This is a genomic window from Chelatococcus caeni (assembly GCF_014196925.1).
In the GTDB taxonomy this organism is placed as follows: domain Bacteria; phylum Pseudomonadota; class Alphaproteobacteria; order Rhizobiales; family Beijerinckiaceae; genus Chelatococcus_A; species Chelatococcus_A caeni.
The window spans coordinates 273,297-295,319 of the sequence record NZ_JACIEN010000001.1 but is presented as its reverse complement, the minus strand read 5'-3'; the positions used below and the strand labels follow the sequence as shown (position 1 = coordinate 295,319).

Annotated in this window: 22 protein-coding genes and 1 riboswitch; of the genes, 8 read left to right on the top strand and 14 right to left on the bottom strand. The window is 68.9% G+C overall.

Annotation, left to right across the window (positions count from 1 at the left end):
• The first annotated feature begins 110 nt into the window (after positions 1 to 110).
• Positions 111 to 719, top strand: a complete 609-nt coding sequence (locus tag GGR16_RS01470) for a YqgE/AlgH family protein (RefSeq protein ID WP_019401121.1) — start codon at positions 111 to 113, stop codon at positions 717 to 719.
• A 52-nt stretch (positions 720 to 771) separates the two neighbouring features.
• Here GGR16_RS01470 and GGR16_RS01465 read toward each other — a convergent pair whose 3' ends face one another.
• The 13 genes from GGR16_RS01465 to coxB all read right to left on the bottom strand — a co-directional run bounded on the left by GGR16_RS01465 (position 772) and on the right by coxB (position 14,452).
• Complete coding sequence (locus tag GGR16_RS01465) at positions 772 to 1,221, bottom strand: hypothetical protein (protein WP_183315510.1); 450 nt, start codon at positions 1,219 to 1,221, stop codon at positions 772 to 774.
• 143 nt (positions 1,222 to 1,364) lie between these two features.
• Positions 1,365 to 4,238 carry an EAL domain-containing protein gene (locus tag GGR16_RS01460; protein ID WP_183316294.1) on the bottom strand — a complete coding sequence of 958 codons (2,874 nt, stop codon included), beginning with the start codon at positions 4,236 to 4,238 and terminating at the stop codon, positions 1,365 to 1,367.
• Positions 4,239 to 4,398: 160 nt separating this feature from the next.
• Complete coding sequence (locus GGR16_RS01455; protein WP_183315509.1) at positions 4,399 to 4,986, bottom strand: GNAT family N-acetyltransferase; 588 nt, start codon at positions 4,984 to 4,986, stop codon at positions 4,399 to 4,401.
• A gap of 5 nt (positions 4,987 to 4,991) precedes the next feature.
• Entirely contained in the window at positions 4,992 to 6,284 is a 1,293-nt protein-coding gene (locus GGR16_RS01450) for a M16 family metallopeptidase (protein ID WP_183315508.1), read from the bottom strand.
• Positions 6,281 to 7,696 carry a threonine synthase gene (thrC, locus tag GGR16_RS01445; RefSeq protein WP_183315507.1) on the bottom strand — a complete coding sequence of 472 codons (1,416 nt, stop codon included), beginning with the start codon at positions 7,694 to 7,696 and terminating at the stop codon, positions 6,281 to 6,283. The genes GGR16_RS01450 and thrC overlap by 4 nt, the downstream gene beginning before the upstream one ends.
• Before the next feature lie 136 nt (positions 7,697 to 7,832).
• Complete coding sequence (locus GGR16_RS01440) at positions 7,833 to 8,579, bottom strand: SURF1 family protein (RefSeq protein ID WP_183315506.1); 747 nt, start codon at positions 8,577 to 8,579, stop codon at positions 7,833 to 7,835.
• A complete protein-coding gene (locus GGR16_RS01435) occupies positions 8,576 to 8,950 on the bottom strand; it encodes a DUF983 domain-containing protein (protein WP_019401111.1) in 375 nt (124 codons plus the stop codon). The genes GGR16_RS01440 and GGR16_RS01435 overlap by 4 nt, the downstream gene beginning before the upstream one ends.
• 114 nt (positions 8,951 to 9,064) lie before the next feature.
• Entirely contained in the window at positions 9,065 to 9,919 is an 855-nt protein-coding gene (locus GGR16_RS01430) for a cytochrome c oxidase subunit 3 (RefSeq protein WP_019401110.1), read from the bottom strand.
• Between the two features lie 52 nt (positions 9,920 to 9,971).
• On the bottom strand, positions 9,972 to 10,571 hold the full coding sequence (locus tag GGR16_RS01425; RefSeq protein WP_019401109.1) for a cytochrome c oxidase assembly protein: 600 nt from the start codon (positions 10,569 to 10,571) through the stop codon (positions 9,972 to 9,974).
• A 10-nt stretch (positions 10,572 to 10,581) separates the two neighbouring features.
• The gene (locus GGR16_RS01420) at positions 10,582 to 10,776 is read right to left on the bottom strand and encodes a hypothetical protein (RefSeq protein WP_050996499.1); all 195 of its coding nucleotides are present in this window, start codon (positions 10,774 to 10,776) and stop codon (positions 10,582 to 10,584) included.
• The gene (locus tag GGR16_RS01415) at positions 10,776 to 11,744 is read right to left on the bottom strand and encodes a heme o synthase (protein ID WP_425486549.1); all 969 of its coding nucleotides are present in this window, start codon (positions 11,742 to 11,744) and stop codon (positions 10,776 to 10,778) included. Before GGR16_RS01415 ends, GGR16_RS01420 begins: the two co-directional genes overlap by 1 nt.
• A 147-nt stretch (positions 11,745 to 11,891) precedes the next feature.
• Positions 11,892 to 13,526: a cytochrome c oxidase subunit I gene (ctaD, locus tag GGR16_RS01410; RefSeq protein WP_026014950.1), complete on the bottom strand. Its 1,635-nt coding sequence runs from the start codon at positions 13,524 to 13,526 to the stop codon at positions 11,892 to 11,894.
• Between the two features lie 68 nt (positions 13,527 to 13,594).
• Positions 13,595 to 14,452, bottom strand: coding sequence for a cytochrome c oxidase subunit II (coxB, locus tag GGR16_RS01405; protein WP_246372763.1), 858 nt, complete (start codon positions 14,450 to 14,452; stop codon positions 13,595 to 13,597).
• A 409-nt stretch (positions 14,453 to 14,861) separates the two neighbouring features.
• On the opposite strand from coxB, the gene GGR16_RS01400 reads away from it, so the two are divergent.
• From GGR16_RS01400 to gcvPB, 7 genes are all read left to right on the top strand, one after another.
• Positions 14,862 to 15,389 carry an invasion associated locus B family protein gene (locus tag GGR16_RS01400; protein WP_183315504.1) on the top strand — a complete coding sequence of 176 codons (528 nt, stop codon included), beginning with the start codon at positions 14,862 to 14,864 and terminating at the stop codon, positions 15,387 to 15,389.
• A 46-nt stretch (positions 15,390 to 15,435) separates the two neighbouring features.
• Positions 15,436 to 16,029 (top strand): hypothetical protein, encoded by a 594-nt coding sequence (locus GGR16_RS01395; protein ID WP_050996498.1) that lies wholly within the window; start codon positions 15,436 to 15,438, stop codon positions 16,027 to 16,029.
• A gap of 97 nt (positions 16,030 to 16,126) precedes the next feature.
• Positions 16,127 to 16,226: riboswitch (glycine riboswitch) on the top strand.
• 148 nt (positions 16,227 to 16,374) lie between these two features.
• Positions 16,375 to 17,511: a glycine cleavage system aminomethyltransferase GcvT gene (gene gcvT, locus GGR16_RS01390; protein WP_183315503.1), complete on the top strand. Its 1,137-nt coding sequence runs from the start codon at positions 16,375 to 16,377 to the stop codon at positions 17,509 to 17,511.
• A gap of 66 nt (positions 17,512 to 17,577) precedes the next feature.
• Positions 17,578 to 17,952 carry a glycine cleavage system protein GcvH gene (gene gcvH / locus GGR16_RS01385; RefSeq protein ID WP_183315502.1) on the top strand — a complete coding sequence of 125 codons (375 nt, stop codon included), beginning with the start codon at positions 17,578 to 17,580 and terminating at the stop codon, positions 17,950 to 17,952.
• A 29-nt stretch (positions 17,953 to 17,981) separates the two neighbouring features.
• Complete coding sequence (gcvPA, locus tag GGR16_RS01380) at positions 17,982 to 19,322, top strand: aminomethyl-transferring glycine dehydrogenase subunit GcvPA (RefSeq protein WP_183315501.1); 1,341 nt, start codon at positions 17,982 to 17,984, stop codon at positions 19,320 to 19,322.
• An 82-nt stretch (positions 19,323 to 19,404) separates the two neighbouring features.
• Positions 19,405 to 19,917, top strand: coding sequence for an endonuclease domain-containing protein (locus tag GGR16_RS01375; RefSeq protein ID WP_183315500.1), 513 nt, complete (start codon positions 19,405 to 19,407; stop codon positions 19,915 to 19,917).
• The gene (gene gcvPB, locus GGR16_RS01370; protein WP_183315499.1) at positions 19,911 to 21,479 is read left to right on the top strand and encodes an aminomethyl-transferring glycine dehydrogenase subunit GcvPB; all 1,569 of its coding nucleotides are present in this window, start codon (positions 19,911 to 19,913) and stop codon (positions 21,477 to 21,479) included. Before GGR16_RS01375 ends, gcvPB begins: the two co-directional genes overlap by 7 nt.
• A 167-nt stretch (positions 21,480 to 21,646) precedes the next feature.
• Here the strand turns inward: gcvPB and GGR16_RS01365 are convergent, their stop codons facing one another.
• Positions 21,647 to 21,985: a porin gene (locus GGR16_RS01365; RefSeq protein WP_183315498.1), complete on the bottom strand. Its 339-nt coding sequence runs from the start codon at positions 21,983 to 21,985 to the stop codon at positions 21,647 to 21,649.
• Positions 21,986 to 22,023 lie beyond the last annotated feature (38 nt).

The following is a 22,023-nucleotide window of genomic DNA, read 5'->3' as shown; positions in this document are numbered from 1 at the left end:
CTGCCGCTGTCATGGCGAGCCACGAAGCCGTGAAGCGCAACAAGGAGGCATCAAAAAGCATTGAAAAGCTATGGGCGCGCCGTAGCATATTCTCGAGAGAAGGAGAGCTGATGTCGCTCGTGCGAAAGTCGGCCGAAGCCGACAAGGACTATCTGGACGGCCAGTTGCTGCTCGCCATGCCGGGCATGCAGGACGAGCGGTTTGCGCGTTCGGTGATCTATGTCTGCGCCCATTCGGAAGAGGGCGCGATGGGCATCGTCGTCAACAAGCGCGCGACGGAGCTCAATTTCCCCGATCTCCTCGTCCAGCTCGACATCATCAATGCCGAGGAAGCGATCCGCCTGCCGCAGCGCGACCGGGTGCTGGTGCTGCGTGGCGGACCTGTCGAGACGGGACGTGGCTTCGTGCTGCACTCGCCCGACTTCTTCATCGACAATTCGACCCTGCCGATCGACGACGAGATCTGCCTGACGGCGACGATCGACATCCTGCGCGCCATCGCCCGCGGCCAGGGCCCGCACAGCGCCCTTTTGGCGCTCGGCTATGCCGGCTGGGGGGCAGGGCAGCTCGAAAGCGAGATCCAGGCGAACGGCTGGCTGAACTGCCCGGCCGATCCGGAACTGATCTTCAACGTGCCGCTGGAAGCCAAATACGACCGCGCCCTGCGCATGCTCGGCATCGATCCGGGGATGCTCTCCGGCGAGGCCGGGCACGCCTGAGGCGGAACTTGGCACACCGGGTTCAAAGCCGCTTTTTAATCGTCTCGGCCCTTCAGCCGTCTTCAACGACTACCCCGGAGCGGCAGCATATGGCGACGGGTAACTGGTCACGTCGGTCGAACAAAGCCCACGCCGGGTCGCCTCCCGCCGTCATGAATGAAGCAACGTGAAGGCCACCGGAGAGTGAGAGCAGTATCTCGGGCAAACGTCCGAACGTCCTCAAATCAATGACCCGTTGGCCGACCAAGCGAGCAAAGATTGCTGGCCAAAGGTCGTCATCGCTTTCACTGCCACATACGATGGAGTTCTCGTCTTCAATGCGCCAACTCCATTCGATCATCAGGCCGATGTCGCCTTGCGGTTCACCGGGGCTGCCGTCCCGTCGCGTCTTAACCGTTAATGACCCAAATTCGACGAACAGGGCCGAACCGTAGCCCCGCCAGACATGGGAAACTGACATACCGCAGGTGGCGGCGCGGAAATGCTCGATCCAGTCTTCCATGGTTGATCAAACCCGAAGCTGAGAAGTCCGCAAATCATCCCAAGGTGGGAGCTCACATCGTGGACCAAACGTCCGTCCTTTTCCTCTGACGTTGCAGAGGCCCCTCCTCCCCCGCATCAAGGCCTGAGATCGGGAATAGCCGCTTACGCCGCCTCGTGCGCCGCGCCGACGAGCTTACGCGCTTCGAGCGCGCTCATCGGCTCGCCGAAGGCATAGCCCTGGGCGTATTCGCAGCCGAGCTGCAGCAGCGCCACGGCATCCGATTCGTCCTCCACCCCCTCGGCGACGACGTCCATACCGAGGTCGTGCGCCAGGGTGACGATGGAGCGCAGGATGACCGGGCGGCCGCCGTTCGCCATCTGCCGCACGAAGGACTGGTCGACCTTGATGGTGTCGAAGGGGAAGCGCTGCAGGTAGGACAGCGCCGAATAGCCGGTGCCGAAATCGTCGAGCGACAGGCCCGCCCCGAGATCGCGGATACGCGCCAGCATCTGCGCCGCATATTCCGGGTTCTCCATCACGAGGCTCTCCGTCAGCTCCAGCTTGAGCGAGCCCGGATGGACGGCGAAACGGGCGAGGACGGTCTTCACGTCGTGCAGCAGGTCGTGCCGCAGGAGCTGGCGGCTCGAGATGTTGACGCTGGCGAAGATCGGCGGCTCGACGTCGAGCGCCCGCTGCCAGGCGGCGAGCTCGCGCGCCGTACGCTCCAGCGCGAAGAGGCCGAGGTCGACGATGAGCCCCGTCTCCTCGGCGATGGGGATGAAGTCGTGCGGGCCGAGGCGGCCGTGACGCGGATGGTCCCAGCGCAGCAGCGCCTCGAAGCCGGCGACCGTGCGGTCGTCGAGGCGCACGATGGGCTGGAAGAAGACCTTCATCTCGCCGCGGTCGAGCGCCCGGCGCAGGTCGCTTTCGATGGTGAGCTTGTCGGAGCGCTCGGCGCGCATCGTCGGGCGGAACACCTCGATGCGATCCCCGCCCTGCTTCTTGGCGTGGATCATGGCGATCTCGGCATTCTTCAGCATCTCCTCGCCGCGCGCCTCGGCCTGCGGATCGTGCAGGGCGATGCCGATGGAGGCGGTGAGGAAGATCTCGCGCTCGGCGAAGGTCACGGGCGTCGTGACCGCCCGGCGGATCATGCCGGCAAACGAGATGATGCGATCGGGCTCGCGCTCCGAGACGAGGATGATGGCGAGCTCGTCGCCGGAGATGCGGGCGAGCGTGTCCTGCGGGCGCAGAAGGCGGCCGAGCCGCCGCGAGATGGTGAGCAGGATGGAATCGCCGGCCGACAGGCCGACCGATTCGTTGACCTGCTTGAAGCGGTCGAGATCGACGACGATCACCGTCGGACGGATGCCGTCGTCGCCTTGGGCGTAGACGAGCGCCGCCTCGAGCCGGTCGTAGAACAATTCGCGGTTGGGCAGGCCGGTGAGGTTGTCGTGCACCGCATCGTGCAGCAGCCGCTCCTCGGCCGTGCGCGCATCCGTTACGTCCGCCAGGGTGCCCACGACGCGGATGACCTCGCCGTCGGAACCGACGACAGGCCGCGCCTTGAGGTTGAACCAGTGGTACTGGCCGCTCGCCGAACGCAGGCGGAAGTCCTGCACGACGCGGCCGCGCCGCTGCTCCAGCACGGCATCGAGTGTGGCGCGATAGCGGTCGCGGTCGAAGGCGTGCATCACGTCGAGCCAGGCCGAGGCCGGCCCCTCGAGGGAGCCGCGCTTCAGCCCCAGCTGCAGTTCGACCTCGGGGCTGACGTAGATCTTGTCGCCCATCACGTCCCAGTCGAAGACGACATCGCCGGCCCCGGCGAGCGCCAGCGCTTTGCGCTCGGTGTCGCTGACGAGGCCATGCGCGATCGCGCCACCCGAGAAGGCGTGCTGCATCACCGTGAAGCCGATGAGCATGACGATGAGCACCAGCCCGCCGATCAGTGCCGGCGGCACGAGGTCGCGCGAGATCTGGCCGAGCACGGTGAAGGCCGCCGCCGTCACCCAGACCAGCAGCAGCAGCCAGGTGGGGATGAGCATCACCGCCCGGTCGTAGCGGTGGCTGGCGAGATGGATGACGAGCGCGAAACCGATGGCCGCCACCGCCGCGATAGAGATGCGCGCAACGCCTGCCGCGACCGGCGCATCGAAGACGGCGAGCCCCACGAGCGCGGCGAGGAAGACGAGCCAGCCGGCCGTCACGTGGCTGTAGCGCACGTGCCAGCGGTTGAGGTTCAGATAGGCAAAGAGGAAGACGAGTAGCGTCGCGGCGAGCACGGCCTCCGCCGCCGCGCGATAGATCCGGTCCGCCGAGGAGGTCGCCGGGAAGATCTGCTGCAGGAAGCCGAAATCGATGCAGGCATAGGCGAGCACCGCCCAGGCGAGCGCCGCCGCCGCGGGGAAGATCACCGCCCCCTTCACCACGAAGACGATGGTGAGGAACAGGGCGAGCAGCCCGGCGATGCCGATGATGATGCCCTTGTAGAGGGTGAGGCCGTTGATCTTCTTCTTGTAGGCCTCCGGCTCCCACAGATAGAGCTGCGGCAGGTTCGGCGTGCGCAGCTCGGCGACGAAGGTGACGGTCGTGCCGGGGTCGAGCGTCAGCGTGAAGATGTCGGCATCGGGGCTCTCCTCGCGCTCCGGGCGGATGCCCTGGCTCGCCGTGATGGCGGTGATGCGCGAGGCGCCGAGGTCGGGCCAGATGACACCGGAGCCGACGAGGCGGTAGTGCGGCGCGACGAGCAGCCGGTCGATCTGCGCGTCCGTATCGTTGGTGAGCGCGAAGACCATCCAGTCCGGCCGCGTGCCGCCGTCGCGCGCCTTCACCGCGATGCGGCGGACGATGCCGTCCGGCCCCGGCGCGATGGGAATCTGGATGAGGTCGCCTTCCGACTTGTAGAACTCGACGGCCGGCATGAGGTCGATGGCCTGGGCATCGAGCGTCACGCGCACCGACTCCACCGCCCCCGCCGGTACCGCCAGGGCGGCAAGGGCGACGAGGGCCGACAGGAGAAGCGTCAGTCTACGCAGGAGATGCAACGCGGGGATCTCGCGGGTGGGCGCATCGGAAGGCTGCCCAGTCGTATCGGGCCGGCCGGGCGAGGGCAAGAGGCGGGGCAAAGCCCGCAGGGCCGCCCACAGCGGGGCCGCGCCCCGACGCCGCCCGCTCCCCGGCCGGGCTCTGTCGCACTCACGAGACGATGTCATCACTCAACAGGGCATAGAGGAGATGGTCCTGCCACGTGCCCGCAATGCACAGGTAGCGGCGGGCGTAGCCTTCGCGGCTGAATCCGACCTTTTCGAGGAGACGGATGGAGGCCGCGTTGGACGGCAGGCAGGCTGCCTCCACCCGGCGCAGGGCGAGGTTGCGGAAGGCGAAGCCGACGGCGGCCCGCACGGCCCGCGTCATGTGCCCCTGGCAGGCATAGCGCTCGCCGATCCAGTAGCCGAGCGTGCAGGTCTGGGCGACGCCGCGCCGCACGAAGCCGAGCGTCAGCCCCCCCAGCAGAACGTCGTCGTCCTGCCGGAAGATGAGGAAGGGATAAGCCGTGTCGCTGGCGATCTCCTGGGCATAGCGGCGCACGCGGCGGCGGAAGGAGCTGCGCGTCAGGTCGTCGGCCGGCCAGAGCGGCTCCCACGGCTCGAGGAAGCGCCGGCTTTCCGCCCTCAGGGCGGCCCACTGGGAAAAATCGGCCATCTGCGGTGCCCTGAGGTACAGCCCCTCGCCACGCACGGCCGGCAGGGCCTCGTTGTGGGGCGTGAAGCGGAACAGCACCATGGCGTTCACTTTCCAGCGAGCATCGTCTGGACAGCGGCGGGCGCCGGCAGATGCGCGACCGGCCCGAGCCCCACGACGACGGGAGGGCATTCTAGCAGGGTGCGGCCCGCTGCACGTATATCCTCGACCGTGAGGGCGTCGAGCCGGGCGACGATTTCCGCGCGCGGGACGATGCGCCCAAAGGCGAGCATCTGCCGCGCCAGCTGGTCGGCCCGCCCCATGGCCGATTCGCTCGTCGTGAGCAGCGCCACCTTCATCTGCGCCCGCGCGCGGCCGAGTTCCTCGGGCGTTGCGGCGAGTGCCGCATCACGCAGGCAGGCGAGCGCCACCGGCACGAGCTCGGCGACATCCTCCGGCGCCGTACCGGCAGCGAGGCCGAAGACACCCGTGTCCAGGAAGGGCCAGTGGAAGGCATCGACCGCATAGGCGAGGCCGCGCTCCTCGCGCACCTCCTGGAAGAGGCGCGAGGACATGCCCCCGCCGAGCAGGTTGGCGAAGACCTGCAGGGCATAATGCCCGTCGTCTCCGAGCGCCCTGCCCGGCCAGCCGAGCATGAGCTGCACCTGCTCGATGTCGCGCTCGACCCGCAACTCGCCCGGCGTGAAGCGCGCCGGCTCGGCCGTGGAGCCCGCGCCGGCGCCGATGCCGGCAAAATGCCGCTCGACGCCCGCGACGAGCCGGCCATGGTCGACGGCCCCCGCCGCGGCGACGACGATGCGGGAGGCGAGATATTCCCGCGCGAGGAAGCCGACGAGGCGCTCGCGGGTGAGGCCGCGCACGCTCGTCGCGGTCCCGAGGATGGGACGGCCGAGCGGCTGGCCGGCGAAGGCGCAGCTCATGAACAGGTCGTTGACGAGGTCCTCGGGCGTGTCCTCGACGGCGCTGATCTCCTGCAGGATCACCGACTTCTCGCGGGCGATCTCATCCGGCGCGAAGCGCGAGCGGGTCAGGATGTCGGCGAGGATGTCGAGCGCAAGGTCGAGGTCCTCCGGCAAGAGGCGGACGGTATAAGAGGTGTGCTCGATGCCCGTCTCGGCATTGAAGTCGCCGCCCACCGCCTCGACGGCCTCGGCGATGGCGCGGGCCGAGCGGCGCTCGGTGCCCTTGAAGGCCATGTGCTCGATGAAATGTGAGAGGCCGTGCTCCTGCGGCCGCTCGTTGCGCACGCCTGCGCCCACCCATACGCCCACCGCCACGGTGGCGACCTGCGGCATGCGCTCGCTCACCACGGTAAGGCCGTTGGCGAGCGTCGAAACCTCCAGTCCGTTCTCCCCGGCCGCTTCGGCGGCTGCCTTCATGCGGCGGCTCCCCGCGCGGCACGGGCCCGCGCACGCACGAACGTCTCGACGGCGGCGATGTCGTTGGCGACCACGTCGAACCGCTCCGGCCGGTCATAGAGATCGGCGAGATGGGGCGGCAGCGGCGGGCGCACGCCGCTCGCAGCCTCGACCGCATCGGGGAACTTGGCCGGATGCGCCGTCGACAGCACCACCATCGGCGTCGCAGCATCCTCCTTCAGTGCCCGCCGGGCCGCCACCATGCCGACGGCGGTATGCGGATCGAGGAGATAGCCGGCCTCGCGCCACGTCGTGCCGATCTCGGCCGCGACCTCGGCCTCGTCCGCCCGCCCGGCGAAGAAATCGCGGCGGATGGCGGCGAGCAGCGGCTCTTCCACGGTGAAGGCGCCAGACTGGGCGAGCGCCGTCATCATGCGCCGGACAACGGCAGCGTCGCGCCCGCCGGCCTCGAACAGCAGGCGCTCGAAATTCGACGACACCTGGATGTCCATGGACGGCGAGGTGGTGGCCGCGACCCCGGCCGTCTCGTAGCGACCCGTGGCGAGGGTGCGCACGAGGATGTCGTTGACGTTCGTGGCGATGCCGAGCCGGCCGACCGGCAGGCCCATGCGCTTCGCCACATAGCCGGCAAGGATATCGCCGAAATTGCCCGTCGGCACGGTGAAGGAGACGGGACGATGCGGCGCGCCGAGCGAGACGGCGGCGGTGAAATAATAGACCACCTGCGCCGCGATGCGCGCCCAGTTGATGGAATTGACGCCGGACAGCGCCAGCTCGTCGCGGAAGCGGTGGTTGTTGAACAGGCCCTTGAGGATGCCCTGGCAGTCGTCGAACGTGCCCTCGAGCGCGATGGCGTGCACATTGGGCGAGGCGACGGTGGTCATCTGGCGGCGCTGCACCTCCGACACCCGCCCGTGCGGATAGAGGATGAAGACGTCGACCTGGTCGAGCCCGGCGAAGGCCTCGATGGCCGCCGAGCCGGTGTCGCCGGAGGTCGCCCCGACGATGGTCGCCCGGGCGCCACGCTGCTTCAGCACGTGGTCCATGAGCCGCGCGAGCAGCTGCATGGCGACGTCCTTGAAGGCGAGCGTCGGCCCGTGGAACAGCTCGAGCACGAAGAGATTGTCGCCCACCTGGTTCAGCGGGCACACCGCCGGATGGCGGAAGGTGGCATAGGCCTCGGCGACCATCGCCGAAAGGGCATCGGCCGGCACGTCGCCGTCGACGAGGGCGCCGACGATCTCGTTCGCCGCGGCGGCATAGGACTTGCCGGCCAAGGCGGCGATCGCCTCGCGCGTCAGCTGCGGCCAGGTCTCGGGCACATAGAGCCCGCCATCCCGGGCAAGGCCCGCCAGAAGCGCTTCGTTGAAGGCAATCGCGGGCGCCTCCCCGCGGGTCGAGACGTGCAGCACCGAACCTATCTCCTCATGGGACGGCGGACAGTAAGCCCCGAAGGATGGCGAGACAAGGACGACGCTCGCGGGGCCGGGGCTGCGCGTTTCGTCTCCCCTCCCCCTTGTGGGGAGGGGATATTCCGCGCTCCCCAATCTACGCCGCCCCCTTCAGCCGCCTTGTGGCGAAGGCCGCGAAGACGCCGAGAAGCCCGATGGCGAGGCCGAGCCACGTCAGCGCATATTCGAGGTGGTTGTTGGGAAAGCTGACGCGCGTCAGCCCGCCGCGCGGCAGGCCGCCCGGGTTGGATGCCCCGTCCGCCTCGACGATGAAGGGGGCGACGCGCGCGAGGCCGAAGGCGGCGGCGATCGCGGCCGGATCGCGCGTGAACCACTCGCCCTTGGCGGGGTCGTCGGCAGGCAGGAACCAGCCCCGCTCCTGGGGCGCGCGCATGACGCCGCTCACCACCACCTCGCCCTCGACCTGGCCGGGGGCGCGGGTCGCCGGATCGCGGTTCTCGAGGGGCACGAAGCCGCGGTTCACCACGACGATCGAGCCGTCCGGGCGGGCGAGCGGGGTGAGCACGTAGTAGCCGGCGAAGACGCGGCCGCGCTCGTCGCGCGGGGTGTTGCCGTGGACGAGCACCTCCCTGTCGTGCAGGAAGCGGCCCTCCACCATGACGCGGCGGTATTCGTCCTCGTCCGCCCGCCAGGCCGGCCAGTCCGCCTCCGGCGGGACAGGGACCGGCGCCGCATCGATGCGGGCCTCGATGCGGGCGAGCAGCGCCTCCTTCCAGCCCATGCGCGAGAACTGCCACGCGCTCAGCGACAGGAGCACCGCGAGCACCAGGAGCGTCAGGACACCGGGAAGGATGAGGCCACGCCAGCGTGCCGCCACGGTCATTTCTCCAGCCGGCCCTCCTCGGCCTTGTGATGATATTGCAGGGCGATGAGCACGCCCTTGAGCGGGCGCAGCATGCCGAGGCAAACGACGAGCGCCAGCGGCAGCGACACGACGAGATGGACCCAGAACGGCGGCTCGTAGGTGAGTTCCAGCCACAGCGCGAAGCCGCAGACGATGAAGCCGCCGACGAGCATCACGAAGACGGCCGGCCCGTCGGCCGCGTCGGCGAAGGAGAAGTCGAGCCCGCAGGCGTTGCACTTCGGCGCCACGGTGAGGAAGCCGTCGAACATGCGCCCCTGCCCGCACCGGGGGCAACGACCGGCAAGGCCCGTCGAGACGGGCGACTGGGGCGCGTGGTCTTCGTGGGCCATGTCTCATCCTCCATGATCCGCGCCTTTCGGCGCGCAGACGCCCTTCTAACGCAAAAGGGGCGGCTGCGGCCGCCCCTTTGTGTCGCATCATCGGCTGCGTGCGCCGACGGCAGGTCAGTGAGCCGCAGGCGTGCCCGCACCCCAGACGTAGATGGCGGCGAAGAGGAAGAGCCACACCACGTCGACGAAGTGCCAGTACCAGGCGGCGAACTCGAAGCCGAGATGCTGCTTCGGCGTGAAATGGCCGAGGTAGACGCGCAGCAGGCAGACGCCGAGGAAGATGGTGCCGACGATGACGTGGAAGCCGTGGAAGCCCGTCGCCATGAAGAAGGTGGCGCCGTAGATGTTGCCCGAGAAATCGAACGTGGCGTGCGAATATTCGTAGGCCTGCACGATCGAGAAGAGCACGCCGAGGGCCACCGTCAGCCACAGCGCCTGCTTCACGCCGGCGCGGTCGTTGTGCAGCAGCGCATGGTGCGCCCAGGTCACCGTCGTGCCCGAGGTGAGCAGGATCAGCGTGTTGAGCAGCGGCAGGTGCCAGGGGTCGAAGGTCTCGATGCCCTGCGGCGGCCAGTGCCCGCCGGTGAACTCCGCGCGCTGGAACTGGATGGCCTCGCCCGGGAACAGGCTGACGTCGAAATAGGCCCAGAACCAGGCGTAGAAGAACATCACCTCCGAGGCGATGAACAGCAGCATGCCGTAGCGGTGGTGCAGCTGCACGACGCGGGTGTGGTCGCCCCTCTGGGCCTCGCGCACCACGTCGGTCCACCAACTGAGCATGGTGTAGAGCACGCCGATGAGGCCGGCGCCGAAGACGTAGGGCCCCGCCTTGAGGCCTGCCATCGACAGGTCCTTCATCAGCATGATGGCGCCGCAGGCCATGACGAAGGCGCTGACCGAACCGAGGAGCGGCCAGGGACTCGGATCGACGAGATGGTAGTCGTGATTCTTGGCGTGAGCTTCGGCCATTTGTGTTGTCTCCGGGTCCCTCGGTCCTTGCTCGCGTGGGCAGGTTAAGCGTTCAGAGGCTTGGCTTGTCCGCCGCCTGGCTGGCCGCCGTCACCGGCGCGCCACCCTTGGCGGGAAAGACGGTGTAGGAGAGCGTGAGCGTGCGGATGTCCGCGATGTCACGCTCGTTGACGATGTCGGGATCGACATAGAAGACGACGGGCGCCTCCACCGTCTCACCCGGCTGGAGCGTCTGCTCGGTGAAGCAGAAGCACTGGATCTTGTTGAAATAGGCCCCGGCCAGTTCCGGCTGGACGTTGAAGGTGGCGATACCGGTGGTCGGACGGTCGCTCGTGTTGGTGAACTTGTACATCACCGTCTTCGTCTCGCCGAGCTTGACGGTGACCTCGCGTGCCTCGGGCGTGAAGCGCCAGGAGATGCCCGGCGCGACATTCGAATCGAAGCGCACCGTGACCTCGCGCTCCGAGCGGCGCGCCGACGGCCCGTCGCTGACCTGGGGCGTACCGCCGTAGCCGGTGACGCGGCAGAAGAGGTCGTAGAGCGGCACGGACGCGTAGGCGAGGCCGACCATGCCGAAGACGACGCCCGCGCAGATGACGGCCGTGCGGCGCACGGCCGCCTTCACCTTCGGGTCCTGTCCGTTGGTGCTCATGCCCCAGCCCTCACATCGGCCTGTTCATGACGTTCTCGCCGAGCCGCGCGATCGTCATCGCATAGAACAGGATGACGAGCAGCCCGAGAACGACGGCGATCGCGATGTTGCGCCCGCGGCGGCGCTTCGCCTCGTCGGGAGACATCTTGGGCGGGCCCCCTTCCACGGCGCGCTCCTTGTCGTCGGTGCGGTCCTTGTCGCTCATCAGCGCCCCCACCCGGCGAAAAGGCTGCCGAAGCCGAGCGACTGCTCGGCGAGCAGTGTCGCGAAGAGAAGGAAGAGGTAGAGGATGGAGAAGGCGAAGAGCTGCTGCGCCGCCTTGACGGCCGCCTCCCCCTCGCGCCGGCGCAGCACGCGCCAGGCGAGCGCCACCATGCCGAGCCCGGTGACGCCGGCGACCGTCGCATAGACCGCGCCGCCGAAGCCGAGCGCCACCGGCGCAAGGCCCGCCGGGGCGAGCAGCAGCGTGTAGAGCATGATCTGCCGGCGCGTCGCGTCGGGACCGGCGACATTCGGCATCATGGGCACGCCGGCGCGGGCATAGTCGCCCGCCTTGACGAGGGCGAGCGCCCAGAAGTGCGGCGGCGTCCACAGGAAGATGATGGCGAACAGCACGAGCCCGTCGAGGCTGACGTGGCCGGTCACGGCCGCCTCGCCGATCATGGGCGGGAAGGCCCCGGCCGCGCCGCCGATGACGATGTTCTGCGGCGTCGCCCGCTTCAGCCACATCGTGTAGACGACGGCATAGAAGAAGATGGTGAAGGCGAGGAAGGCCGCCGCGAACCAGTTTGAGGCGAGGCCGAGCACCAGCACCGAGCCGACCGACAGAGTGATGCCGAAGGCGAGCGCCTCGCCCGGCGCGATGCGGCCCGCCGGGATCGGCCGCTTGGCGGTGCGCGTCATCACCGCATCGATGTCGGCGTCCCACCACATGTTGAGGCAGCCGGACGCTCCGGCGCCGATGGCGATGGCGAGCAGCGAGGCGAAGCCGAGCACCGGGTTGACGTGGCCGGGCGCGATCACCATGCCGACGAGCGCGGTGAAGACGACGAGCGACATCACCCGCGGCTTCAGGAGCGCGATGTAGTCGCCGACGCTGCCTCCGGAGACCGACGCCTGCGCCGCGCCGGCCGCCTCGCGGCGGCCCGTCTCGGCCAGTCGGTCGCTGATCATCGCCATAACGCCCTACCCGTTCGGTTCGTCACTCAATGGCACTGTCGGTGCCTTCGCTTCTCGGCGAGGGGCCGCCTTTTACGGCCTCCGGCGGAGAAGCGGCGGCCGGGACCTGCCCGACCGCACGCCTGTTTCATTGCCGGACGATCAGTGGCCGGAGCTCGTGATCTTCGGCAGCGTCTCGTACTGGTGGAACGGAGGCGGCGAGGACAGCGTCCATTCCAGCGTCGTCGCGCCCGCGCCCCACGGGTTGTCGCCGGCCTGCTGCTTGCGGACGAAGGCGAGCGCCACGCCGTAGAAGAAGATCAGGAGGCCGACGGCGAAGATGTAGGAGCCGATCGAGGAGATCAGGTTCCAGTGGGCATAGGCGTCCGGATAGTCCGCATAGCGGCGCGGCATGCCGGCGAGGCCCGAGAAGTGCATCGGGAAGAACAGGAGGTTCGCACCGATGAACGAGATCCAGAAGTGCAGCTTGCCGATCCAGTCCGGGATCACGTAGCCCGACATCTTCGGGAACCAGTAGTACCAGCCCGCGAAGAGGGCGAAGACCGCGCCGAGCGACAGCACGTAGTGGAAGTGCGCCACCACGTAATAGGTGTCGTGCAGCGCGCGGTCGACGCCGGCGTTGGCGAGCACGACGCCCGTCACGCCGCCGACCGTGAACAGGAAGATGAAGCCGATCGCCCAGATCATCGGCGAGGTGAAGCGGATGGAGCCGCCCCACATCGTCGCGATCCAGGAGAAGATCTTCACGCCCGTCGGCACGGCGATGACCATCGTCGCGAAGACGAAGTAGCGCTGCGTGTCGAGCGACAGGCCGGCCGTGTACATGTGGTGCGCCCACACGATGAAGCCGACGACGCCGATCGCCACCATCGCGTAGGCCATGCCGAGGTAGCCGAAGATCGGCTTCTTGGCGAAGGTCGAGACGATGTGGCTGATGATGCCGAAGGCCGGCAGGATCATGATGTACACTTCGGGGTGGCCGAAGAACCAGAACAGGTGCTGGTAGAGGATCGGGTCACCGCCGCCGGCCGGATCGAAGAAGGTCGTGCCGAAGTTGCGGTCCGTCAGCAGCATGGTGATGGCGCCCGCCAGCACCGGCAGGGCCAGGAGCAGCAGGAAAGCCGTCACCAGCACGCCCCAGGCGAAGAGCGGCATCTTGTGCAGCGTCATGCCCGGCGCGCGCATGTTGAGGATCGTCGTGATGAAGTTGATGGCGCCGAGGATCGAGGCCGCGCCGGCGAGGTGCAGCGACAGGATGCCGAAGTCGAGGGCCGGGCCCGGATGCCCCTGCACGGCGAGCGGGGGATAGACCGTCCAGCCGCCGCCGAAGCCGGTCGAGCCGGGCGCTCCTTCCATGAACAGCGACAGGATCAGCAGGCAGAAGGCCGCCGCCGTGAGCCAGAAGGAGATGTTGTTCATGCGCGGGAAGGCCATGTCCGGCGCGCCGATCATGAGCGGGACGAACCAGTTGCCGAACCCGCCGATGAGCGCCGGCATCACCATGAAGAACACCATGATGAGGCCGTGGCCGGTGACGAAGACGTTGAACGTCTGCGGGTTGGAGAAGAACTGCATGCCCGGCTCCTGGAGCTCGAGCCGCATGCCGATGGACAGGGCACCGCCGACGAGACCCGCGAAGAGCGCGAAGATCAGGTAGAGCGTGCCGATGTCCTTGTGGTTCGTTGAATTCATCCAGCGCTGCCAGCCCCGCGGCAGGTCGTGTGCATGATCTTGGGCGTGGTCGTGCGCTTGATGGGATGTTGCCGGCGAAGCCATTTGCTCAGCTCCTCGTCAGGCCATTGCTTCTTGTTGTCGGCCGGAATGGGCCGGAACGGTTCGACGGATCACTCGGCCGCAGTTGCGCGGCTCGCCACCTTCACGGGGCGCACCTCGGTCGCGGCAAACCTCTGCCTGGCCTCGGTGAGCCAGGCGGCGTACTGCTCCTCGCTCACCACGCGGATGGCGATGGGCATGAAGGCGTGGTTCTGCCCGCACAGCTCGGAGCACTGGCCGTAGTACATGCCCTCCCGCTCGGCGCGGAACCAGGTCTCGTTGAGGCGGCCCGGCACGGCGTCGACCTTGATGCCGAAGGACGGCATGGCGAAGGCGTGGATGACGTCCGCCGCGGTGACCTGCACCAGGACGACCTTGTTCACCGGCACGACCACCTCGTTGTCGGTGGCGAGCAGCCGCGGCTGGCCGGGCTGCAGCTGGTCGTCCGGCACCATGTTGGCGTCGAAGGAGAAGGCCTCGCCCTCGTTGCCGGGATATTCGTAGGACCAGTACCAGGCGTGGCCGGTCGCCTTGATGACGACGTCGGCCTGCGGCGGCACGAGCTGCAGCTTGAGCAGGCGGAAGGACGGCACCGCGATGACGATGAGGATGAGGACCGGCACCACGGTCCAGGCCACCTCGATCAGCGTGTTGTGCGTCGTCTTCGAGGGGGTCGGGTTCGCCTTCTCGTTGAAGCGCACCATCACATAGATGAGCAGCGCCAGGACGAAGAGCACGACCGCGCCGATCAGCCACAGGAGACCGTTGTGGAACCAGTCGATGTAGCGGGCGACCTCGGTCACCGGCGTCTGGAAGGTCATCTGCCAGGGCGAGGGCTGGCCCGTGCCCGCAAGCGCCGGCTGCGCCAGCGCAGCGAAGGCGAGCGTCAGCGCAAACAAGGGCCGAAAACGAAGAAAATCGATCCGCATCGGTCGTCCGGAGCTCCCGTGATCGGCGGGGCGCGGTTCCCGGTCTCTCGCCTCGACGAACCGTCCGCCATCGTTCCGTAAGTACGCAAAACGACAGGCGGCGCATGGCGGCGCCCCCTGTCTTTGATCCAGAGCAAAGACCACAACCCGGCGTGCGGCGCAACGGTGTCGTTAAAATCATTCCATGCGGCATAAACGCGCGAGCCATGTTCTCCCCGCATTTTCGCGCCGCTTTCGCCAAAGTGGCCCCTCGCGTCACACCCGAATGCCCGCCGTTCTTGACAGCTGCGGGCAAGGCGTGTTCGGAACATCCCCCAGCGATTATCGCAGGCGCGGCCTCCGGCTGCGCGAATCGTTCGCATGCGGCCGCGATGTCCGGCCCGAACCGTTTCGAGAGAAAGCCACGCGAATGTTGCGCCGTTCACCCGCTCCGCGTCTCCTGCCCCGCGCCGCAGCCCTGGCCCTCGCATTCGCGGGCGCCCTCTGCGGCAGCGGGACCGCCCTCGCGCAGGGCGCCGTCAAGGAGACGACCGGCCATTGGCAGACGCGCTGCGAGACGCCGCCCGGGGCACAGAAGGAACAATGTGCCATCGTGCAGAGCGTCGCGGCCGAGGACCGGCCCAACGTGACGCTGGTCGTCATCGTCCTGAAGACGGCCGACGGCCAGAGCCGGCTGCTGCGGGTCGTCGCGCCGCTCGGCGTGCTGCTGCCGGCGGGCCTCGGCCTCAAGATCGACGACACGGACATCGGCCGGGCCGGATTCGTGCGCTGCCTCAACACGGGCTGCGTCGCCGAGGTGGTAATGGACGACAACCTGCTCGGCCAGTTGCGCGGCGGCAAGACGGCGACCTTCGTCGTCTTCCAGACGCCGGAGGAAGGCATCGGCATCCCGGTGTCGCTCGACGGCTTCGGCCCCGGCTTCGACAAGCTGCCCTGAACGGGAGCGGCAGCACGGACAGATGAATCAAGGACGGGTGGAAGCGATGCGGTCTTCGGTTTTGCTGGTCTCCCTCGCGGGTCTGCTTGCAGCGTGCAGTTCAACCTCCGGGGACGGCGGCTCCGCCCAGGGCGGCGGCTCCTCGCTCGGCAATCTGCTGCGCTACGGCAGCACCACCCTGCCGGAGCAGCGCGAGGCCCCGCCGGACGAGGTCATCTGCCCCTATGTCTTCGTCTCGGACGGCGGCTCGGCCGTGCGCGCGGGCGGCGAGAGCAATGCCGGCCTGCGCTACCAGCTCACCATCTCCGAGACGGCGCGCGAATGCGCCCCCCTGCCCGGCGGCGGCATGACGGTCAAGGTCGGCGTGCAGGGCCTCGCGCTGCTCGGCCCGGCCGGCGGGCCGGGCACCTTCTCCTCGCCCTTCCACGTGACGATTCGCGAGGGCAACCGCGTCTATGCCTCGCGGACGCGCACCGTCTCCGCCACCGTGGCGCGCGGCGAGACCCAGGGCGAGTTCCTGTTCGTGGAGGAAGGCTTCACCCTTCCGCCCGAGGCGACGGGCGACAACGTCATCATCGAGGTCGGCTTCGGCCGCGGCCAGGCCCAGGCGGCCCCGACGCGCGGCGCGCGCCGGCGCTGACCGCCCGAAGCGGCGGGCGCGACGCTCCCTGTCGATCGCCACACGGCGCCCGTTGACAGGACGGGCGCCGCGCTTCATGACTGGCTGGTCAACGTCGATGATCCCCGCGGGAGAGTTCGCCGTGTGCCTGGCACGCGCGCGACGCCGAAGGCGCAACCGCCCCGGACACGCTCAGGCCCAAGGACCGCGCGGGAGCTGACACTCTGGAGAGCGGGCCTGCCCAGCGGCAGGCCCCACCGAAGGGGGTAACCCGGCCCTGCCGGGGAAATCTCTCAGGTTCCCGGACAGAGGGGGCGCGAGCGGGCATTTGCCCGATCGCGAACCCTGTCGCGCGAGGAACCGTCGATGGCGTCTTCACCCCCGGGCTCAGCCCCGCTCCGGCATACGCCGCTGCACAGCCGGCACGTGGCGCTCGGCGCCCGCATGGTGCCCTTCGCCGGCTACGACATGCCGGTGCAATATGCCAAGGGCATCATCGCCGAGCACCAGCACACGCGCAAAGCCGCCGGGCTGTTCGACGTGTCGCACATGGGCCAGGCCGCCCTCGCCGGCCCGGACCATGCGACCGTCGCGCGCGCGCTCGAGACGCTCGTCCCGGCCGACATCCTCGGCCTGGTTCCCGGCCAGCAGCGCTACAGCCAGCTTCTCAACGACCAGGGCGGCATCATCGACGACCTGATGGTGACGCGGCCGGCGGACGGCGACGGCCGCCTGCTCCTCGTCGTCAACGCCGCCTGCAAGGACGCCGACATCCGCCACATCCGGCACCACCTGCCCGACGAGGTACGGCTCGAGGTCTTCGACGGTCGCGCGCTCCTTGCCCTGCAGGGCCCGGAGGCGGAGGCGGTGCTTGCCCGCCATGCGCCGGCGGCGAAGAGCCTCGCCTTCATGAGCGCCGCCGCGATGACGGTGGCCGGCATCCCCTGCCACGTCTCGCGCTCCGGCTACACGGGCGAGGACGGCTACGAGATCTCGGTGCCAGGCGACAGGGCCGGCGCCCTGTGGGACCTCCTCATGGCCGAGCCCGAGGTCGAGCCGATCGGGCTCGGCGCGCGCGATTCGCTGCGCCTCGAGGCGGGCCTGTGCCTCTACGGCCACGACATCAACGAGGAGACCTCGCCGGTCGAAGCGGCGCTCGCCTGGTCGATCCAGCGGCGCCGGCGGCAGGAGGGCGGCTTCCCCGGTTCGCACCGCATCATGGAGGAGCTCGCGGACGGGCCGCTGCGCAAGCGCGTCGGCCTCCTGCCCGAGGGCCGCATGCCGGCCCGCGAGGGCACCGAGATCAAGGACGCGGCGGGAGAACTCGTCGGCGAGGTGACGTCCGGCGGCTTCGGCCCGACGCTCGGCGCCCCCGTCGCCATGGGCTATGTGGCGAGCGACTTCGCGCGCGAGGGCACGGCACTCACCCTCGTCGTGCGCGGCAAGGAGATCCCGGCACGGGTCGTGCCGATGCCCTTCGTGGCGCACCGCTACAAGCGCTGACTTGAGACATTTGCTGAGTTGAGACATGGCCCGCAAGGGCCGCACCGGCTTTCAGGGGAACGAGAGATGACCACCTATTACACCAAGGACCACGAATATATCCGCGTCGAGGGCGACACCGGCACGGTGGGCATTTCCGACTATGCCCAGAGCCAGCTGGGCGACGTGGTCTTCGTCGAGCTGCCCAGCGTCGGCAAGGCGCTGACGAAAGGTGCCGAAGCGGCCGTCGTCGAGAGCGTCAAGGCGGCGAGCGAGGTCTATGCCCCGGTCTCCGGCGAGGTCGTCGCCGTCAACGGCGCCATCGAGGAAACGCCCGGCACGGTCAACGAGGATCCGCTCGGCAACGGCTGGTTCGTCCAGATCAAGCTGAGCGATGCCGGCGAGCTCGACGAGCTGATGACCGAAGAGCAGTACGAAGACTATCTGAAGTCGATTTCCTGACCCGAAACGGGCGATTGGGACGAAGCCGCATGCGCTATCTGCCGTTAACCGACGCCGACCGCAGCGAGATGCTGGCGCGCATCGGCGTCGCCACCGTCGACGAGCTCTTCACCGACATCCCCGAGCGGATGCGCATGGCGGCCCTCGCCGACCTGCCGCGCGCCAAGGGCGAGATGGAGGTGGAGCGCCACCTCGGCGCCATGGCGGCACGCAACGTGCCGGCCTCGTCCGTGCCCTTCTTCGTGGGGGCCGGCGCCTACAAGCACCATGTGCCGGCGACGGTGGACCATCTCATCCAGCGCTCGGAATTCCTGACGAGCTACACGCCCTACCAGCCCGAGATCGCGCAGGGCACGCTGCAGTACCTCTTCGAGTTCCAGACGCAGGTCGCCATGCTGACCGGCATGGAGGTGGCCAATGCCTCCATGTACGACGGCTCGACTGCCGCGGCGGAAGCCGTGCTGATGGCCCACCGCGTGACGCGGCGGCGCAAGGCCGTGCTCTCCGGCGGCCTCAACCCGCATTACGCCGAGGTGGTGAAGACGCTGTCCGACCTCGCGGGTGACGAGGTGGTGCGCCTGTCGCCGGACGTCACCGCCACCGAGGACCTTCTCGCCGCCATCGACGACAGCGTCTCCTGCATCGTCGTGCAGACGCCGGACGTCTTCGGCAACCTGCGCGACCTCAGGGCCGTCGCCGACAAGGCGCATGCCCACGGCGCGCTCCTCGTCGCCGTCTTCACCGAGGCCGTGTCGCTCGGGCTCGTCGAGGCGCCCGGCGCCATGGGCGCCGACATCGTCGTCGGCGAGGGCCAGTCGATCGGCAACGCCCTGTCCTTCGGCGGGCCCTACGTCGGCCTCTTCGCCACGCGGCAGAAGTTCGTGCGCCAGATGCCGGGCCGCCTCGCCGGCGAGACGGTGGACGCGGACGGGCGGCGCGGCTTCGTGCTGACGCTCTCGACGCGCGAGCAGCACATCCGCCGCGACAAGGCGACGTCGAACATCTGCACCAACTCGGGCCTGTGCTGCCTCGCCTTCACCATCCACATGTCGCTGCTCGGCGAAGCCGGGCTGACGCGCCTGGCCCGCGTCAACCACGCCAATGCGGTGAAGCTCGCCGAGGCGCTCGCCGCCGTGCCGGGCGTGAAGGTGCTCAACGAGACCTTCTTCAACGAGTTCACGCTGCGGCTGCCCAAGCCAGCCGCCGCCGTGGTCGAGGCGATGGCCGACCACCACGTGCTCGCCGGCGTGCCGGTGTCGCGCCTCCTGCCCGGTGCCGGCCTCGACGACCTCCTCCTCGTCGCCTCCACCGAAGTGAACACCGACGCCGACCGGGCCGCCTTCGTCGCCGCCCTTACGGAGGTGCTGTGACGTGCAGTTGAACGGTGAGGCTCCGATGGCGGCAATCCCCTCCCCCCGCTTGCGGTGGGGAGGGTTAGGGTGGGGGGCGCCGATGACACGAACCGAGCGTGACAGATCGGATCGGCGGACAAAGATTTCCCGTCGCCTGCGCCGCGAGGCCACGCCGTTCGAGCGCAGGCTGTGGTCGCGTCTGAAATTGCTCGATCTGCCCCAGGGACATTTTCGGCGGCAGGCGCCGATCGGCCCCTACTTTGCCGACTTCGCCCATCACGGCCTGCGGCTCGTCATCGAGATCGATGGCGAGCAGCATGGCTATGAGGCAGGCCTCAGCCGCGACAGCGCCCGCACCGCCTATCTGAAGCTGAACGGCTATCGCGTGCTGCGCTTCTGGAACACCGACATCCGCGACAACCTCGACGGCGTCATGGAAACGATCCTCCATGCGGCAGCCGAGCCCCCCACCCCTAGCCCCTCCCCCGCCCATCTCGGGCCTGCCCGAGATGGTGTGACCGTCGCAAGTCGGGAACACCCGACTTGCGAAGCGGGGGGAGGGGAAGTGCCGCACCTGCGCCGCGACGATATCGATGGAGCCCATTCATGCTGAATCGCCAGGGACGTCCCACCACGCCGGGCGCGGGGGCTGAAAACGACCACCCGACCTTCACCGGCAACCGCGCCCTCCAGCAGGAGGAGCCGTTGATCTTCGAGTTCGGCCGCACGGATGTGACCGGGGTCGATCTCGACGAGCCGGCGCCCGTAGCCGACCGCCTCGGCGGCCTCGTGCGCAAGGGGGCCATCGGCCTGCCGGGCCTCTCCGAGCCGGAGGCGATGCGCCACTACGTGCGCCTGTCGCAGAAGAACTACGGCATCGACACCGGCCTCTTCCCGCTCGGCTCGTGCACCATGAAGCACAACCCGCGCCTCAACGAGCGGATGGCGCGGCTGCCGGGCTTCGCCGACGTCCATCCGCTGCAGCCGGCCTCGACCGTGCAGGGGGCGCTGGCGCTCATGGACGAGCTCGCCCACTGGCTGAAGGAACTGACCGGCATGCCGGCCGTGACGCTCTCGCCCAAGGCCGGTGCGCACGGCGAACTCGCCGGCATGGCGGCGATCAAGGCGGCCATCGCGGCCCGGGGCGAGACGGCCACGCGCAACGTCGTGCTGGTGCCCGATTCGGCCCACGGCACCAATCCCGCCACCGCCGCGCTCATCGGCTTCACGGTGAAGGCGGTGCCGGCGCGAGAGGACGGCACGGTCGATCCGGCCGAGGTGGCAAAGCTCGCGGGGCCCGACACCGCCGCCATCATGCTGACGAACCCGAACACCTGCGGGCTCTTCGAGCGCGACGTCGTCGAGATCGCCCGCGTCATCCACGAGGCGGGCGGCTATTTCTACTGCGACGGGGCGAACTTCAATGCCATCGTCGGCAAGGCGCGGCCCGGCGACCTCGGCGTCGACGCCATGCACATCAACCTGCACAAGACCTTCTCGACGCCGCACGGCGGCGGCGGGCCGGGCGCGGGGCCGGTGGTGCTGTCGGACAGGCTCGCGGCCTTCGCCCCCCTGCCCTATGTGAGGCTCGACGACGGGCGCTTCTCGCTCGTCGAGCACGCGGCAGCGTCGGACCAGTCACCGCTCGGGCGGCTCACGGCCTTCCACGGCCAGATGGGCATGTTCGTGCGCGCGCTCGCCTTCATGCTCTCGCACGGGGCGGACGGGCTGAAGCAGGCCTCGGAAGATGCGGTGCTCAACGCCAACTATGTGCGCGCATGCCTCGCGGACCTGATGTCGCTGCCCTTCGGCAACCGGGCCTGCATGCATGAGGTGCTGTTCGACGACAGCTGGCTCAAGGGCACGGGGGTGACGACGCTCGATTTCGCCAAGGCGATGATCGACGAGGGCTACCACCCGATGACGGTCTATTTCCCGCTCGTCGTGCACGGGGCCATGCTGATCGAGCCGACGGAGAGCGAATCGAAGGCCTCCCTCGACCTCTTCATCGCCACGCTGCGCGACCTCGCCTTCGCCGTGCGCGACGGGGACACGGCACGCTTCACCGGGGCCCCCTATCACGCCCCGCGCCGGCGCCTCGACGAGACGCGCGCGGCGCGCCAGCCGGTGCTGCGCTGGACGGCTCCCGAGCCGGTCGCCGAAGCGGCGGAGTAGGCCGTCGGCGGCCTGTCACCTCGCCCCCGAGCCGGGCGCCCCTTCTCCCCTCCCCCTTGCGGGGAGGGGCCGGGGGTGGGGGCCGTGACGCAAGAACACGGCCTCCTGCATGCTGCGCCACCCCCACCCCTACCCCTCCCCGCAAGGGGGGAGGGGAAATGGCGGGCTCAGTTCCCGTTCACCGTGCCGCTGACATAGCCGCGCATGGGGCCGATGCCGGTCGGCACGCGCACGTCGAGCGTGGCGCGCCCGCCGGCCATGGTGCCGCTCGCCCCTTTGCGGGTCATCCCCTCGGCCCGCACCCGCCCGCCGAGGCGCACGCAGGTGTCCGATCCGGCGATCTGCACGAAGCCCGGACCATGGATGGCGCAATGGCCGACCGAATCGCCACGTGACGGCGGCGGCAGCCGCATGCGCTCGTCGGCACCGGCGGAGGTCGAGAGCCCTGCGGCGAAAGCGACGCCCGTGACGAGCAGTGCCGCGATGCGGCGAGCCGTGCGTGCCATGTCCGTCTCCCGAGCGATGGAGGCGCCATCAATCCACA

Excerpts from the sequence above, each read along its gene's own strand:
- gcvPA (WP_183315501.1), top strand. The coding sequence starts at position 17,982 with ATGCGCTATCTGCCGTTAACCGACGCCGACCGCAGCGAGATGCTGGCG.
- gcvPB (WP_183315499.1), top strand. The coding sequence starts at position 19,911 with ATGCTGAATCGCCAGGGACGTCCCACCACGCCGGGCGCGGGGGCTGAA.
- GGR16_RS01420 (WP_050996499.1), bottom strand. The coding sequence starts at position 10,776 with ATGAGCGACAAGGACCGCACCGACGACAAGGAGCGCGCCGTGGAAGGG.
- gcvH (WP_183315502.1), top strand. The coding sequence starts at position 17,578 with ATGACCACCTATTACACCAAGGACCACGAATATATCCGCGTCGAGGGC.
- GGR16_RS01430 (WP_019401110.1), bottom strand. The coding sequence starts at position 9,919 with ATGGCCGAAGCTCACGCCAAGAATCACGACTACCATCTCGTCGATCCG.
- GGR16_RS01425 (WP_019401109.1), bottom strand. The coding sequence starts at position 10,571 with ATGAGCACCAACGGACAGGACCCGAAGGTGAAGGCGGCCGTGCGCCGC.
- GGR16_RS01470 (WP_019401121.1), top strand. The coding sequence starts at position 111 with ATGTCGCTCGTGCGAAAGTCGGCCGAAGCCGACAAGGACTATCTGGAC.
- GGR16_RS01375 (WP_183315500.1), top strand. The coding sequence starts at position 19,405 with ATGACACGAACCGAGCGTGACAGATCGGATCGGCGGACAAAGATTTCC.
- GGR16_RS01365 (WP_183315498.1), bottom strand. The coding sequence starts at position 21,985 with ATGGCACGCACGGCTCGCCGCATCGCGGCACTGCTCGTCACGGGCGTC.
- GGR16_RS01435 (WP_019401111.1), bottom strand. The coding sequence starts at position 8,950 with ATGGCCCACGAAGACCACGCGCCCCAGTCGCCCGTCTCGACGGGCCTT.
- GGR16_RS01400 (WP_183315504.1), top strand. The coding sequence starts at position 14,862 with ATGTTGCGCCGTTCACCCGCTCCGCGTCTCCTGCCCCGCGCCGCAGCC.
- ctaD (WP_026014950.1), bottom strand. The coding sequence starts at position 13,526 with ATGGCTTCGCCGGCAACATCCCATCAAGCGCACGACCACGCCCAAGAT.
- GGR16_RS01465 (WP_183315510.1), bottom strand. The coding sequence starts at position 1,221 with ATGGAAGACTGGATCGAGCATTTCCGCGCCGCCACCTGCGGTATGTCA.
- GGR16_RS01440 (WP_183315506.1), bottom strand. The coding sequence starts at position 8,579 with ATGACCGTGGCGGCACGCTGGCGTGGCCTCATCCTTCCCGGTGTCCTG.
- GGR16_RS01450 (WP_183315508.1), bottom strand. The coding sequence starts at position 6,284 with ATGAAGGCAGCCGCCGAAGCGGCCGGGGAGAACGGACTGGAGGTTTCG.
- GGR16_RS01395 (WP_050996498.1), top strand. The coding sequence starts at position 15,436 with ATGCGGTCTTCGGTTTTGCTGGTCTCCCTCGCGGGTCTGCTTGCAGCG.
- coxB (WP_246372763.1), bottom strand. The coding sequence starts at position 14,452 with ATGCGGATCGATTTTCTTCGTTTTCGGCCCTTGTTTGCGCTGACGCTC.
- GGR16_RS01415 (WP_425486549.1), bottom strand. The coding sequence starts at position 11,744 with ATGATCAGCGACCGACTGGCCGAGACGGGCCGCCGCGAGGCGGCCGGC.
- GGR16_RS01455 (WP_183315509.1), bottom strand. The coding sequence starts at position 4,986 with ATGGTGCTGTTCCGCTTCACGCCCCACAACGAGGCCCTGCCGGCCGTG.
- gcvT (WP_183315503.1), top strand. The coding sequence starts at position 16,375 with ATGGCGTCTTCACCCCCGGGCTCAGCCCCGCTCCGGCATACGCCGCTG.